The sequence below is a fragment of the Kitasatospora sp. NPDC050463 genome (genome assembly GCF_040655255.1).
GTDB lineage: Bacteria > Actinomycetota > Actinomycetes > Streptomycetales > Streptomycetaceae > Kitasatospora.
The window spans coordinates 119,210-131,661 of sequence record NZ_JBFAJO010000019.1; the positions used below are offsets into that span (position 1 = coordinate 119,210).

The window sequence follows — 12,452 nt, forward strand, 5'->3', positions numbered from 1 at the left end:
ATCCGAAGGGAAGCCCATGTCCGAGCACCACAGTCCGGTGGACGTCCGCGACGTCTCCGTGAGCTACCGGGGGCGCCCGGCGCTCGACCGGGCCGCGTTCCGGCTCCAGACCGGTGTCACCGGGCTGCTGGGCCCGAACGGAGCCGGCAAGACCACCCTGCTCCGGGTACTCGCCACGGCCACCAGTCCGGACCACGGCGAACTCACCGTCCTCGGGCACGACCCCCGCAGCCCTCAGGGGAAGCTCGCGATCCGGCGGCGGCTCGGCTACCTCCCCCAGGACCCGGGCTTCCACCCGCACTTCACGGCGCTCGACTTCATCGACTACGTCGCGATCCTCAAGGAGCTGACCGACCGCAAGGCCCGGCGCGCCGAGGCGCTGCGCGTCCTGGAGGCGGTCGGGCTGGCCGACCACCGGGGCAAGCGGATCAAGGCGCTCTCCGGCGGGATGCGCCAGCGGGTGGCGCTGGCGGCGGCCATCATCGGCGACCCCGACCTGCTGATCCTCGACGAGCCGACCGTGGGCCTGGACCCGGAGCAGCGACTGCGGTTCCGCGAGCTGATCGCCGGCCTGGGCGAGGGCCGCACCGTCCTGCTGTCGACCCATCAGACGGAGGACGTGTCCGCGCTCTGCCAGCGGGTGATCGTGCTCGACCGGGGCGTGGTGAAGTTCCAGGGGCTGCCGTCCGAGCTGGTGGCCGTGGCCGCCGGCCGGGTCTGGTCCAGCACCGAACGGGACGCCACCGCGCTGGCCGGCTGGCGTACCGGGGAGGGCACGTTCCGCAACATCGGCAACCCGCCCGGCGGCGCCGCCCTGGTGGCGCCGACCCTGGAGGACGGGTACCTGCTGCTGCTCGACGGCCTGCTCACCGCCGACCAGGGGGTGCTGCGATGACGGCCGGAACGGGGACGGTGCCCCGGCCGAGCAGCGGAAGCGGCAGCCGGGTCCCGGACGCCCCCGGCCCTCGCGGCCGGGCGACCGTGGTGGCGCTGGCCCGGGTCGAGGCGGTTCGGCTGCTGCGGCATCCGGCGGTGCTGGCCGCGCTCGCCCTCTATGCCGGGTTCTGGGGCTACGACCTGGCCACCGGGGACGCCGGCAACCGCTTTCCGGTGCTGCAGGACGCTTCCTGGTCGGTCCACCTGCCGTTGCTGCTGCTGGCCGCCGGTGTCCTGCTGGCCGCGAACCAGGGAGCGCTGCGCGCGCACCGCAACGGCACCGAGCCGGTCTACGAGGTGTTGGTGGTGGACCGGGCCCGGCGGGTCGGCGCGCACCTGCTCGCGACGGTGCCGGTGGTCCTGCTCGCCGCCCTGCTCACCGCGGCCCGGGTCGGTTACCTGGCGGCCCGGCCGGGCGCGGCGGGGGAGGTGCGGGTCCTGGACGTGCTGGCGGGGCCGGGCTGCGTCCTGCTGGCCGGGGCGGTCGGCGTGCTGCTGGCCGTCCTCGCCACCGCGCCGGCGATCGCGCCGCTGGCCCTGGTCGGGCTCGGCATGCTGACCTTCGCCGGAGCCGTGAACAGCAGTGCCGACTGGCGCTGGTTCGGCCTGGTCGCGGTGGAGAACGAGAACGCGGCGCCGCTGCCGGCGAGTCTGGTCGACCGCCCGGCGGGTGCCCATCTGCTCTGGCTGGCCGCGCTGACGGCGGTGTGCGCGGTGGCGGCCGTGGTGCGGGCGGGGGCTCGCGGCACCGGGTGGAAGGTGGCGGGGGCGCTGGCCCTGGTCGTCGCACTGGTGGCCGGCTTCCTCCAGCTGAGCGGGGTGGCGCCGGACGTCGCCGAGCGGCGCACGGCGTTCACCGAGCGGCCGGCCGCGCAGCAGAGCTGCACGACCCGGAGCGGGATCAGCTACTGCGCCTTCCCCGGTTTCGAGGTGTGGACCGGGGAATGGGCGGACGTGGCCGAGGGGGTGCTGCGCCACGTGCCGCAGGACGCGGCCCACGGCCCGTTCGCCGTCCGGCAGCGGATCTTCCCGGCGGGCGGCTCCAGCAGCAGCGGGGTGGCACCGCCGCTGAAGGCGTGGGCCGCGGACGACGCCGCCGCGGGCACGCCCGGGGCGGTGACGGTCGGTACGGACTGGAGCGACGGTGCGGCCGGCGGGGACCGGCGCAGCGACGCGGTGGCCGGGTTCGCCGTGCAGTTCGCCCACCGGGTGGTCGCCGGCCGGGTGCCGGACCAGCCCCGGCTGGAGATGGTCTGCGGGGCCCGTTCGGTCCTGGTGCTCTGGCTGGCCGCCGAGGCCACCGACGGCACCGGGGACGCGATGCGCTCGCTGCGAGCGCGGAGCTGGGGCGGGATCAGCCTGCCGCTGCTCGGTTCGGCCACCGGGCTCTCCTTCGAACCGCGGGGTGCCACGGCCGCGTACGAGCTGATCGGCCGGCCGGCGGAGCAGACCGCGGCGAAGGTGGCGGAGCACTGGGCCGAGCTCACCGCCCCGGGCACCTCGGTGGCCCGCGCCGCCGAGCTGCTCGGCATCCCGGCCCCGGCGGAGGACGGCGACTCCGCCGCGGTGGCGGGATGCTGACCGGTCCGGGGCGTGGTGCGGGTGCGGCCCGGCTGGCGGTCGCCCTGCTGGGCCCCGCGGTCCGGCTGGCGCCGCGGCTTCCGCTGCTGGCGGGCGCGCTCGTCGCCCTGACGGTCGCCGGTGTGCCGGCCCTGCTCCACAGTGACCTGGGGCTGTCGGACGCGGCCCTGCTGACCAGGCTCGGCGCGGTCACCACCGCGCTCGCCGTCGGCTTCGCCCTGGACGACGCCGCGGCCCGGACGACGGTGGTCGTCCCGGTGCCGAGGCTGCTTCAGCGGACCGTCCGGCTGCTGCCCGTGCTGGTGGTGGCGGCGCTGACCTGGACGGGTGTCGCGGCGCTCGCCCGACTGGCGGTCGCCGCCGAGGCACGGGCGCTCTACCCGTGGGGCGGTCTGGCCCTGGAGGCGGCGGGGCTGGCGGCGGTGGCGCTGGCCCTGTCCGCACTGGGCCTGCGCTTCACCGAGGGCGAGCACGGCGCGATGACGGCGGCGCCGGGCCTGCTGCTGCTGGTGATCACCGCGATCCTGCTGCCCGACGCGGCCGCGCTGTTCGTCTCCCCCGGGCATCCGCACTGGCAGGCGGCCCATCAGGCCTGGGCGGTACTGCTGGTGCTGGGCCTGGCGGCGGCGGTGCTGCTGGGCCGAGGCGGGCCCGGCGTGCGCGGCCTGCGGGTGCGGCGGCGGGGCGGGGCGCGGTAGGGCTGTCCGGCGGTGCCGGTAGGACGGAGTGGGAAGTCGGCCCGGCCGACTTCCCACTCCGCTGCCGTCCGGCGGGGATCATCCGCGTGCCGGTCTCACCGGCGCCGCAGGAAGAGTGCCGAGGTCAGGGCGGCGAGCAGCACCAGGGCGGTGTTGACGGCGATCGCCCAGCCCACCCCGGCGAGTACGGTGCCGCCCGCCGCGGCCGCGGTGGCGACCGCGCTCATCACCGGGGTGCCCAGGGTGATGCCGACCTGCTGGGTCATGGTCGCCACGCCGGTGGCCAGCCCCTGTTCCTCGTCCGGCAGGCCGGAGGTGGCCGTCACCATGAAGCCGACGATCGCCAGCATGTTGCCGACCCCGCCGACGAAGGTCGCCGCCAGCAGCAGGCCCAGCCAGGCCCGGTCGGTGCCGAGCAGGATCAGCGAGGCGGTCGCGGCGGCCTGCACCAGGAAGCCCGCGAGCAGCGCGCCCCGGCTGCCGAGCCGGCCGATCAGCCGCGGCGCGACCACCCCGCCGAGGACGGTGCCCGCGCCGAGCACCCCGAAGGCGAGACCGGTGGCCAGGGCGGAGAAGCCCAGCACCCGCTGGAGGTAGAGGGTCAGCAGGAAGACCAGCGAGGTCTCGGTGGCGAAGGCCAGCAGCCCGGCCGCGTTCCCCCAGACCACCGTGCGCCGCCGCAGCACCCGGACCGGCACCAGCGGCGAGGCGGCGCCCCGCTCGACGAACCAGAACGTCACCAGCAGTGCCGCGCCCAGCCCCAGCGCCCCCAGCGCGAGCGGGTTGCCCCAGCCGTGCTCGCCGGCCGCCGTCAGGCCGTAGACCAGGGCGAGCAGGCCGCCCGTGACGGTGACCGCCCCCGGCAGGTCCATCCGCGCCTTCCCGGCCATGGGGGTCCCCCCGGCCGAAGGCTGGGGGAGGCTCTCGGCGATCAGCCGGGGCGCGACCAGCAGCACGGCCAGCGCGACCGGCACGTTGACGAAGAAGGCCCAGCGCCAGCTCAGCAGGTCGGTGAGCAGCCCGCCGAGCACCGCACCCGAGGTGAAGCCGGCCGACATCAGCGCGCCGTTCAGGCCCAGCGCCCGGTCGCGCAGCGGGCCCTCGGGGAAGGCCGTGGTGAGCAGCGCCAGCCCGGCCGGGGTGACGGCGGCGGTGGCCAGGCCCTGGGCGACCCGGGCGGCCAGCAGCAGCTCCGGGGAGGTGGCCAGCCCGCCGACCAGCGAGGAGGCGGCGAGCACGGCCAGGCCGATCAGGAACACCCGGCGCCGCCCGAAGAGGTCGGCGACCCGCCCGAACAGCAGGGTGAAGCCGGCCGCGGGCAGGGCGAAGGCGGTGGCGATCCACTGCAGGCTGCCGAGCCCGAAGCCGAGGCCCTGGCCGATCACCGGCAGGGCGACGTTCAGGATCGAGAAGTCCACGGCCAGCATGAACTGGGCGGCCAGCAGGACGACCAGGACGAGCCGCTGTCGGCCGGTCATGCCGGTCATGCCGGTCATGCCGGTGGTGGTCTGGGGGACGGGTGGTGCGTCGGACAGGGTGGCGGTCATCGGTCCGCTGCCTTTCGACTCGACGTGGGGTTCCGGGTACGGCAGCAGCCTGTGCGGCCGCGCCCGGCGTACCCAGACCCCCGCGGAGGGTGGCACTGACAGGGACAGGCTCGGCGGCGCCCGGCGGTGTTGACTGGAGGGCATGACCGCAGCCACCGCACCCGAGTCGCCGACACCGGAGAAGCCGACCGAGCTGGGCGAGTTCCTGCGCACCCGGCGCGCCCGGCTGCAACCCGAGGACGTCGGCCTGACCGCGTACGGCACCCGGCGCCGGGTGCCCGGCCTGCGCCGCGAGGAACTGGCGCAGCTGGCGGGCGTCAGCATCACCTACTACACGCGGCTGGAGCAGGGGCAGAGCCGCAACGTCTCCGACGAGGTGTTGGACGCCATCGCTCGGGCGCTGCGGTTGGACGGCGACGAGCACGCCCACCTGCGCAACCTGGCCCGCCCGGACCGCCCGGGCCGTTCGGGGAAGGGGCGGGCGGCCGAGCGCTTCGAGCGGGCCCGGCCGGCGGTGCGGCAGCTGATCGGGGCGATGGCGGACGTCCCGGCGGTGGCGGTCGGGCGACGCAACGAGGTGCTGGCCTGGAACCCGCTCGGTCACGCCCTGCTGGCCGGACACGTCGACCTGGCCGCGCCCGACCGGCCGGCGGACCGCCCCAACCTCTCCCGGCTGCTCTTCCTCGATCCGCGCACCCGCGAGCTGTACCCGCGCTGGGAGAGCGAGGCGCGGGCCCAGGTGGCGTTCCTGCGGCTGGCCGCCGGGCGCCACCAGGAGGACCGGCAACTGGCAGAGATCATCGGCGAGTTGTCGATGAAGAGCCCGGAGTTCGCGGAACTCTGGTCGCGCCACCCGGTGCACGACTGCCTGTTCGGCGCCAAGGAGTTCCACCATCCGGTGGTCGGCGAACTGAGGCTGGACTTCGAGGCGCTGCCGCTGCCGGAGGCGTCCGGCCACCGGATGCTGCTGTTCAGCGCGGCACCCGGTTCGTCCTCGGAGGCGGGGCTGCGGCTACTGGCGGCGAGCGCCGCGATGGCACCGGCCGCAGACCTGGGCCTCCCGAGCTCGGCGCCTACCGCTTGACGATCCGGTCGAGGACGGCGGCGAGGCGTTCCTTGACGGCCGCACCGTGGTGGAGGGCTTCCGGCGCCAGATCGGTGCCCGGCGGCCGCACGCCCCGGTCCGCGAGGACGTAGAGCAGACGCAGCGTGCGCAGGCAGTTGCTGAGGTGGGCGGGCACGGGGGTGCTGATGCGGTCGGCTCCGAAGCAGTCGGCGACCGGGTCCAGCCAGCCGGTCGCGTCGGACTTGCTCAGGTCGGTTCGGGTGAGTACCCGGGCGATGGCCCGCGCCAGCCGGTCGTCCTCCAGCTGGTCGAGCACGTGGTCGGTGGGGGCCGTCAGCCGCGCGGCGGCGAGGTGCAGCATCCGCACCGGATCCACCTCGGGGTGGTGGCCGAACCGGTCCAGCAGATCCGCGCCGTGCGCGACGGCGTGCAGCCAGCCGAGCTTCTCGTCATGGCCGCGAAGGTCCTGCTCCGCCGGGTACCACCGCTCGAACGCGTCCACCCAACTCGCCTTGAGATCCCCCTTCTTCACCAGCATGTCGAGTACGAGGGGGGCGAAGGTGCGGGCCTGGATCTCCGGCTCCTGGAAGCGGGCGGCCATCTCGTCCCCCAGCGCCAGCCGCCGGGGCTCGTCGATCACCCCACGCTCGATCCAGGTCGCGAGGACGGCGTAGGGCGCGCCGTCTCGGACGTCCGGATCGGGGTCCGCGAGGGCCGCCGAGAGTTCCCGGACCAGCTCCTCCAGGGGGCGGTCGGTGGGTACGGCACAGTCGGCGGCTTCGATCCTGCTCCAGTCGGTCACGGCAGGCAGGATAGGCCCGGCTCGCTGTACCGCACCGGGAATTTCCGGGGTGGCGGCGAGGCCCCTGCCCTGGTGGGTAGGGGCCTTCGCGTTTCCGCGTCAGGTGGGTATGCGGTGGCGGCCGGGGTTGGTGTTGCGGTGGTGGTGGGGTTGGATCTCGGGGCCGTAGTGGCCGGCCTGGCGGGCGATCCAGGCGTATTCGGTGGTGCCGTCGGGGAGTTGGCGCAGTTCCCAGCGGCCGTGGCGGGTGATCGGCGCGGGCGCCTGGGTGTGGTGGTCGTCGTTGACCTTGAGGGCGGTGATGACGCCGAGGGCGACGGTGGTCAGGGCGAGCGCGAGGAGGGTGAGGAGGGCGGCGCCGACGAGGAAGTTGGCGGTGCCGGTTCTCATCGGCGGATTCCCAGGACGCGGTGGCCGAGGTGGGCGGCGAGGCCGTGGAGGAGTTCGTGGGCCTGGTCGTGGGTGAGGGGGAGGGCGAGCTGTTCGCCGGGGCCGGTGTGGAGGTCGAGGTCGACGGCGAGGCGGAGCTGGACGGTGGCGTCGGGGGCGTGCTCGACGCTGAGGTAGGCGACGGTGGTGCGTTCGGTGTGGATCGCTTCGGTGATCAGGGGGATCAGGACTCCCACGGCTCGTTCCTCTCGGTGTCGCGGAGCAGGTGGAGGAGGTTGAGGAGGGTGGCGAGGGGGGCGGTGCCGAAGTCGACGAGGATGCGGCCGTCGACGGTGCTGTGGTGGGTGGTGGCGGAGCCCCACTGGATGCCGAACCTGGCGCCTCGGGTGTGGAGTTCGCGGAGGAGGGTGGTGATCTGGGTGTGGGTGTAGTCGCGCATGCGGGGGTCGTCGGGGGCGATCGGTTCGCGGTTCATGGTCACGCGGCGGCGTCCAGCTCGAACCAGACGCACTTGCCGCCGCGCTTGCGGGGTTCGGTGCCGAAGCGGTGGGTGAGCGAGCGGACCAGGTGCAGGCCCCGGCCGGACAGTTCGTAGGGGTCGGCACTCTGACGCGGCTCGGGCAGGGTGGGGCTGTCGTCCGCGACCGAGACCCGCAGGGTCCGGCCGGAGTGGAGGACGACCACGACGGTCGGCGCGGGGGTGGCGCCGTGGCGCCAGGCGTTGATGTACAGCTCGCACAGGGCGAGTTCGGCATCGGCGATCAGGTCGTCCGGCCAGGCCGCGACGGCGAGGGCGTCACGCAGCTCCTCGCGGGCGGCGGACCAGTCCGGCGGCAGCGGGGAGGGGGTTTCGGGCAGGGTGAAGGCACACATGAGAGACCTCCGAGAAGAGGATGCAGTGGGGTTTCACCGGCGGATACGTCGCCGTGAGCCAAGCCAGAACGAGACCGGGATGCCACGCATGGCTGCTCTGCGGTGCGCGGGCAGCAGGCGCCTACTGCCCTGGAAACAGGCGTTACTGACGATCAGTCGGATGACGACGGAGACCGACGCTACAGCAAGAGTTCCATATGAGGAACTCATTCCCCTGAATGTCACCCGCAGGTGGTGCAGCAGGGGCCATTGGTGGACCGAAACGCCTGGTAGGAGGCAGACTTGGCCTACTTCACGTAAGGAACGAACGAATGCCGCCACGCCGCAACCCGTCCCTGAGGCAACGCCGGCTCGGCGCTGAGCTTCGGAAGATTCGCGAGGCTGCGGCGCTCAGCGGCCCGCAGCTTGCCAGGACCCTCGGCATCGACGTGAGCCAGATCAGCCAGATGGAGTCCGGCAGGATCGGGGTCAGTCGTCAGCGACTGCGCGCGATCGCCAACGCCTGCAAGTGCCTCAACGACCCGCTGCTCGACGCGCTTGGCAACATGACGCAAGATCGAACGAAAGGATGGTGGGAGGAGTATCGCGTCCTACTCCCCAGCGCCTTCCTCGAATCCGCCGAACATGAAGACTTCGCTGCCGGAACGATCAAGGTGTGGACGTCAGTATTTCTTCCGGGGCTTCTGCAGACCGGCGACTACGCAAGAGGGATGTTCAGCCGGAGGGTCCCCAGCCTCACGATCCACGAGGTCGATCTATATGCGGCCTTTCGTACGCAGCGCAGAAACATCCTTCTCCGAAGCCCCCAGAAGAAGCTGGAGGCGTATGTGCATGAGTCCAGCCTCCTCACGCGATTTGGTGGCACCGATGTGCTGCGCGATCAGCTCCGGTGCGTGATCGATGACTCGCTCCGGGACAACATAAGCATCCGCGTGATTCCCTTCAACGTGCACACTCACCCAGGCCCGATCGAGAGCATCATCTACAGCTTCGGTGAGGTTCCCGAGCTTGATACGGTCGAAATGGAGTCCTCGCGAGGCCCCATCTTCTTTGACGCCCCGAGTGAGCTTGAGTCATATCGCGCCATCTTCGACCGTATTGGAAAGGTGGCGCTCACCGAGGAAGAGTCGCGAAATATTATCCAAGATACAGTTCGAAACCTGAAAGACTGAGATGATTCCGAGCGGCTGGAAGAGGTCGTCCTTCAGTGGCTCCGGTGACAACTGCGTTGAAGTCCGCTCTGTTGACGGGCTGGTCGAACTCCGTGAGTTCGACGACGGTGGCATCATCGTCCGCACGATCCCCACGAAGTTCGCCAAGTTCCTCCAGGGCGTCAAGGCCGGCGAGTTCGACCACTTCACCGCATGACCTGACTTACATACGACATCTCACTACCTGGGAGCCACGATGTTCAACACCAACTGGCAGAAGTCGTCCTTCAGTAGCTCCGGTGACAACTGCGTTGAAGTCCGCTCTGTTGACGGGCTGGTCGAACTCCGTGAGTCCGACGACGGTGGCATCATCGTCCGCACCACGCCGACGAAGTTCGCCAAGTTCCTCCAGGGCGTCAAGGCCGGCGAGTTCGACCACTTCACCGCCCCCACGGCATAGCCCAGCGGCCCTCGCTCAGCCGAGCGAGGGCCGCCATCACCGGCTTGCCGCAACATGTTCGGGAGTCGTCGTCATCGCACTGGGGGCCGTTGAACGTAACGGTGATCCGCCATTTCGGGCCAGGGCGGCACGGCCTTCATGTTCCCCTCGTGCTCAACGGCCTGCGATCGGGACCTCGGCCTTCACCAGCAGGGTGCCCAAAGCGCCGGGTTCCGGCGCCGGGAGGACCTGCGCCTCGATTCCCGTGAAGCCATGGCGCTTGAGCAGGTCCGTCCACTGCTCGGCGGTGTGCTGCCAGCGCAGGACTGTCAGCTCCGTCTCACGGCCCTCCAGCCACTTTCCGCCCATGATCTGTGCGCCGTACGTTCCGGCGGCCGGCTCCCGGTGGGAGAACGCGAAGGTCCCGCCCGGGGTGAGTCGCCCGGCGACCCGGGGGAACAGCTCCTCGGGATCGGTGAACCAGACCGCGCCCCAGGTGGAGTAGATCGCGTCGAACGATCGCCTGTCCTGGTCAAGGAACGCGCAGGCCTCGGCGTGGACGAACTCCAGCGCCGGCAGATCGCTCCAGAACCCGCGAGCGCGCTCGATCTGGAACGGCGAGAAGTCCACTGCGACGACCTCGACCCCGGCCAGCGCGAGGAAGGCCGCGTTCTCGCCCTCGGCCGGCCCGAGGTCCAGGGCCGTCCTCGGATTTCCCAGGATCTCCGCGCCCGGTCCGTGGCCGGGGACACCGGTCCAGTCGAAGCGGTCCGCTGCCGGGCGGCTCTGGGGCTCCTCGCCGCGGTGGGGCCGGTACTTGTCCCAGTACTCCGGGGCGGTTCGGGGGGCGCTGGACATGAGGCCATGTCTCTCCGATCACCGGATCGTTAGCTTGGTGTGACTGGTCGCGGTGATCTGACGGACGCGGAATGGGCCAGGCTGGAGCCCCTCCTGCCCGTGAGCAATGGACGTTGCGGCAGGTGGCGGGACCATCAGCAGGTGATCAACGGTGTCCTGCACCGAGTTCGGACGGGCGTGCAGTGGCGCGACCTGCCGGAGCGGTTCGGAGCGATCAACAAGCTCAAGGGCTTCCGAGCCGTGGCGACGTGCTATGACAAGCGCGGCCACGTCTTCCTCGGCGCCGTCGCCCTCGCAGCCATCGTCATATGGCTCCGCTCATGAATGGTGGGGCATGGCCTGGCCGAGTGAAATCCGTTCCACCTCGAAGAACCGGGTGGCCCCGATCCGGGCAGCGCCCAGGGAGAGCAGCCAGGGCACCAGTTCGGCAGTGGCATCCAGCTCGTCATAGAAGCCCAGCCGCAGGTTGGTGAGTTGCGTCTCGAAGAGCCAGTCGTCGAGGGCGTCGTCCAGATGCCGGTCTGCCGCCTCCGTCCGGGTGCCGGCCCAGATCGTCAGCCATGGTGCCAGGGTGCCGGTGCTGACGGCGATGGTCTCCAACACCCCCGTGATGTACGCGGAGCCGGGGTGTTCGTGCAGAGTCGAGCGCCACCAGGCGTGCCAGACCCGCTCCAGTGCGTCCCGCTGAGGGACGGGCCAGTCGTGCCAACCTGCGGTGACCAGCCGGGAGGCGATCAGCCCGTGATTGACGTGGAGCTGATCGGTTACCAGGAGCCGTACGATCCGGGGCGTCATCCGGCGATACAGCGCGGGGAAGTCATCCCAGTGGCCGACCGACTTGGCCGCGACGGAGGAGATCAGGTCGTCCGGCACCTGGTCGACGGGCCCTTCGAGGGCCGCGAGGTCGCTGTCGGCGTAGCAGTGGGTGCAGCCGCCAAAGGTGATTGCATCCGATGCGAGGGGCGCGAAGGCGACGTCCAGTGCGTCGAGTGCGTTCCTGAGTCGACGGTGTGGGTCGGTCATGGGGATCCTGCCCGGGTACTCCATCCGGCGGACCGGTGAAGATCCCGACGCTACCAGTCGGGCAGCCGATGCGGCATCCAGATTCTGCCGGAGCTCGCCCAGTGGGACAGGGTTACCACCCACACCACGTCTGGTTGCAGCGATCTGACGGGCACGAAAATTCTGTCGAGTCGCGCAGGGACAGCAAGTCAGATGAATCGGAGAGACATGGCCTAGAAGGCTCATGAAGATCTTGTGCTCTCCGGGGCGACGAGGCGGTGGTGCCGTGTCGAAGCGGGCCCCGTCACCGCGAGGGGCCCCGCCACCGGGCCCCCGTCCAGCGCAACAGGGTCAGTGACAGTTGGGGCTGGGGCTGCGCGGACCGCACTTGGCGTAGTCCGCCTCCCACAGCTTCCAGTCCGCCTCGAACCAGTGATGAATCGTCAAGCCCTGCGGAACGGATCAGCCTGGGGCGTTGATGTGGTCGCTAGGTTCGGCGGCTCGCCGCGTTGCGGACACGGCGGGTGCGTCCGTGCTCGGCCAGCAGGCCGAGGGCGGCGGGGGAAGTGACGAGCTGGGCGGCGGCGGCCGTGCGCTGGAACCAGTCGGACGCGGTCAGCAGTTCCTCCTCGGTCCAGGGTTCGTCCAGCGCGATAGACCGGAGCAGAGTCCACTCGCGCAGGCGGCGGACGAGGAAGGCGCGATCGCCGATGACCGTGGCCATCATGGTGGCCCAGCCGGTGAACTGGGGGCTGGTCAGCTGTTGGGCCGCCCGGCGTTCGAGGTGATGGTTCACGGCGCTCTCGGCCATGGCTGCGTGGTCGTCGCGAAGGACGGTGGCCAGCAGCTCGGCCTCCTCCGCCTCCGCGACGCTGTCCAAGGCCCGCAGGTATCGGGCATAGCGCCGGTGCTCGGGGGGTTCGTCGTCGTTGTGAGAGCCGGTCATGCGGGCCATCACATCATTTCGCTCGACCAGCCGACCACGTTCGAAGCAGGTCCGGGGCGCTGGGAGTGGGAAGTCGGAGACCCGCCGGGGCACCCGGCGAGCGGCAACCGGGTCGAGGGCAATCAGGTGGACGGCAACGGCGCCGACCTGGTGCTCGCCTCGG

Annotated in this window: 17 protein-coding genes; 8 read left to right on the top strand and 9 right to left on the bottom strand. The window is 71.6% G+C overall.

What is annotated here, in order from left to right; translation table 11 throughout:
* Positions 1 to 16 precede the first annotated feature (16 nt).
* The 3 genes from AB0J08_RS15055 to AB0J08_RS15065 are packed head-to-tail and all read left to right on the top strand — an operon-like array spanning position 17 to position 3,215.
* Positions 17 to 895 (top strand): ABC transporter ATP-binding protein, encoded by an 879-nt coding sequence (locus AB0J08_RS15055; protein ID WP_360632679.1) that lies wholly within the window; start codon positions 17 to 19, stop codon positions 893 to 895.
* On the top strand, positions 892 to 2,517 hold the full coding sequence (locus tag AB0J08_RS15060) for an ABC transporter permease (protein WP_360632682.1): 1,626 nt from the start codon (positions 892 to 894) through the stop codon (positions 2,515 to 2,517). The genes AB0J08_RS15055 and AB0J08_RS15060 overlap by 4 nt, the downstream gene beginning before the upstream one ends.
* Positions 2,511 to 3,215, top strand: a complete 705-nt coding sequence (locus tag AB0J08_RS15065) for an ABC transporter (protein WP_360632685.1) — start codon at positions 2,511 to 2,513, stop codon at positions 3,213 to 3,215. The genes AB0J08_RS15060 and AB0J08_RS15065 overlap by 7 nt, the downstream gene beginning before the upstream one ends.
* A 95-nt stretch (positions 3,216 to 3,310) precedes the next feature.
* On the opposite strand, the gene AB0J08_RS15070 is transcribed toward AB0J08_RS15065, so the two are convergent.
* Entirely contained in the window at positions 3,311 to 4,711 is a 1,401-nt protein-coding gene (locus AB0J08_RS15070; protein ID WP_360632763.1) for an MFS transporter, read from the bottom strand.
* 193 nt (positions 4,712 to 4,904) lie between these two features.
* Here AB0J08_RS15070 and AB0J08_RS15075 point away from each other — a divergent pair, with 193 nt between their 5' ends.
* On the top strand, positions 4,905 to 5,846 hold the full coding sequence (locus AB0J08_RS15075) for a helix-turn-helix transcriptional regulator (protein ID WP_360632688.1): 942 nt from the start codon (positions 4,905 to 4,907) through the stop codon (positions 5,844 to 5,846).
* Here AB0J08_RS15075 and AB0J08_RS15080 read toward each other — a convergent pair.
* The 5 genes from AB0J08_RS15080 to AB0J08_RS15100 all read right to left on the bottom strand — a co-directional run bounded on the left by AB0J08_RS15080 (position 5,836) and on the right by AB0J08_RS15100 (position 7,893).
* Positions 5,836 to 6,630, bottom strand: a complete 795-nt coding sequence (locus tag AB0J08_RS15080; RefSeq protein WP_360632691.1) for a DUF2785 domain-containing protein — start codon at positions 6,628 to 6,630, stop codon at positions 5,836 to 5,838. The genes AB0J08_RS15075 and AB0J08_RS15080 overlap by 11 nt on opposite strands.
* A 99-nt stretch (positions 6,631 to 6,729) precedes the next feature.
* Complete coding sequence (locus tag AB0J08_RS15085) at positions 6,730 to 7,020, bottom strand: hypothetical protein (protein ID WP_360632694.1); 291 nt, start codon at positions 7,018 to 7,020, stop codon at positions 6,730 to 6,732.
* Positions 7,017 to 7,256: a hypothetical protein gene (locus tag AB0J08_RS15090; RefSeq protein WP_360632697.1), complete on the bottom strand. Its 240-nt coding sequence runs from the start codon at positions 7,254 to 7,256 to the stop codon at positions 7,017 to 7,019. The genes AB0J08_RS15085 and AB0J08_RS15090 overlap by 4 nt, the downstream gene beginning before the upstream one ends.
* Positions 7,244 to 7,501 (bottom strand): hypothetical protein, encoded by a 258-nt coding sequence (locus tag AB0J08_RS15095; RefSeq protein ID WP_360632700.1) that lies wholly within the window; start codon positions 7,499 to 7,501, stop codon positions 7,244 to 7,246. The genes AB0J08_RS15090 and AB0J08_RS15095 overlap by 13 nt, the downstream gene beginning before the upstream one ends.
* Entirely contained in the window at positions 7,498 to 7,893 is a 396-nt protein-coding gene (locus AB0J08_RS15100) for an ATP-binding protein (protein ID WP_360632703.1), read from the bottom strand. Before AB0J08_RS15100 ends, AB0J08_RS15095 begins: the two co-directional genes overlap by 4 nt.
* 311 nt (positions 7,894 to 8,204) lie before the next feature.
* Between AB0J08_RS15100 and AB0J08_RS15105 the strand changes: the two genes are divergently transcribed.
* The 3 genes from AB0J08_RS15105 to AB0J08_RS15115 are packed head-to-tail and all read left to right on the top strand — an operon-like array spanning position 8,205 to position 9,504.
* Positions 8,205 to 9,065 carry a helix-turn-helix transcriptional regulator gene (locus tag AB0J08_RS15105; RefSeq protein ID WP_360632706.1) on the top strand — a complete coding sequence of 287 codons (861 nt, stop codon included), beginning with the start codon at positions 8,205 to 8,207 and terminating at the stop codon, positions 9,063 to 9,065.
* Between the two features lies 1 nt (position 9,066).
* On the top strand, positions 9,067 to 9,261 hold the full coding sequence (locus AB0J08_RS15110; RefSeq protein ID WP_360632709.1) for a DUF397 domain-containing protein: 195 nt from the start codon (positions 9,067 to 9,069) through the stop codon (positions 9,259 to 9,261).
* A 39-nt stretch (positions 9,262 to 9,300) separates the two neighbouring features.
* Positions 9,301 to 9,504: a DUF397 domain-containing protein gene (locus tag AB0J08_RS15115; RefSeq protein ID WP_360632712.1), complete on the top strand. Its 204-nt coding sequence runs from the start codon at positions 9,301 to 9,303 to the stop codon at positions 9,502 to 9,504.
* 153 nt (positions 9,505 to 9,657) lie between these two features.
* Here the strand turns inward: AB0J08_RS15115 and AB0J08_RS15120 are convergent, their stop codons facing one another.
* Positions 9,658 to 10,341, bottom strand: a complete 684-nt coding sequence (locus AB0J08_RS15120; RefSeq protein WP_360632715.1) for a class I SAM-dependent methyltransferase — start codon at positions 10,339 to 10,341, stop codon at positions 9,658 to 9,660.
* A 39-nt stretch (positions 10,342 to 10,380) separates the two neighbouring features.
* Here AB0J08_RS15120 and AB0J08_RS15125 point away from each other — a divergent pair, with 39 nt between their 5' ends.
* Positions 10,381 to 10,665, top strand: a complete 285-nt coding sequence (locus AB0J08_RS15125) for a transposase (protein WP_360632718.1) — start codon at positions 10,381 to 10,383, stop codon at positions 10,663 to 10,665.
* Here AB0J08_RS15125 and AB0J08_RS15130 read toward each other — a convergent pair.
* Entirely contained in the window at positions 10,660 to 11,364 is a 705-nt protein-coding gene (locus AB0J08_RS15130) for a hypothetical protein (protein WP_360632721.1), read from the bottom strand. The genes AB0J08_RS15125 and AB0J08_RS15130 overlap by 6 nt on opposite strands.
* Before the next feature lie 466 nt (positions 11,365 to 11,830).
* Positions 11,831 to 12,289, bottom strand: a complete 459-nt coding sequence (locus AB0J08_RS15135) for a hypothetical protein (protein ID WP_360632724.1) — start codon at positions 12,287 to 12,289, stop codon at positions 11,831 to 11,833.
* Positions 12,290 to 12,452 lie beyond the last annotated feature (163 nt).

Coding starts and splice junctions, on each gene's coding strand:
- AB0J08_RS15065 (WP_360632685.1), top strand. CDS start 2,511: ATGCTGACCGGTCCGGGGCGTGGTGCGGGTGCGGCCCGGCTGGCGGTC.
- AB0J08_RS15085 (WP_360632694.1), bottom strand. CDS start 7,020: ATGAGAACCGGCACCGCCAACTTCCTCGTCGGCGCCGCCCTCCTCACC.
- AB0J08_RS15110 (WP_360632709.1), top strand. CDS start 9,067: ATGATTCCGAGCGGCTGGAAGAGGTCGTCCTTCAGTGGCTCCGGTGAC.
- AB0J08_RS15070 (WP_360632763.1), bottom strand. CDS start 4,711: ATGACCGGCATGACCGGCATGACCGGCCGACAGCGGCTCGTCCTGGTC.
- AB0J08_RS15060 (WP_360632682.1), top strand. CDS start 892: ATGACGGCCGGAACGGGGACGGTGCCCCGGCCGAGCAGCGGAAGCGGC.
- AB0J08_RS15055 (WP_360632679.1), top strand. CDS start 17: ATGTCCGAGCACCACAGTCCGGTGGACGTCCGCGACGTCTCCGTGAGC.
- AB0J08_RS15130 (WP_360632721.1), bottom strand. CDS start 11,364: ATGACCGACCCACACCGTCGACTCAGGAACGCACTCGACGCACTGGAC.
- AB0J08_RS15105 (WP_360632706.1), top strand. CDS start 8,205: ATGCCGCCACGCCGCAACCCGTCCCTGAGGCAACGCCGGCTCGGCGCT.
- AB0J08_RS15135 (WP_360632724.1), bottom strand. CDS start 12,289: ATGACCGGCTCTCACAACGACGACGAACCCCCCGAGCACCGGCGCTAT.
- AB0J08_RS15115 (WP_360632712.1), top strand. CDS start 9,301: ATGTTCAACACCAACTGGCAGAAGTCGTCCTTCAGTAGCTCCGGTGAC.
- AB0J08_RS15120 (WP_360632715.1), bottom strand. CDS start 10,341: ATGTCCAGCGCCCCCCGAACCGCCCCGGAGTACTGGGACAAGTACCGG.
- AB0J08_RS15100 (WP_360632703.1), bottom strand. CDS start 7,893: ATGTGTGCCTTCACCCTGCCCGAAACCCCCTCCCCGCTGCCGCCGGAC.
- AB0J08_RS15075 (WP_360632688.1), top strand. CDS start 4,905: ATGACCGCAGCCACCGCACCCGAGTCGCCGACACCGGAGAAGCCGACC.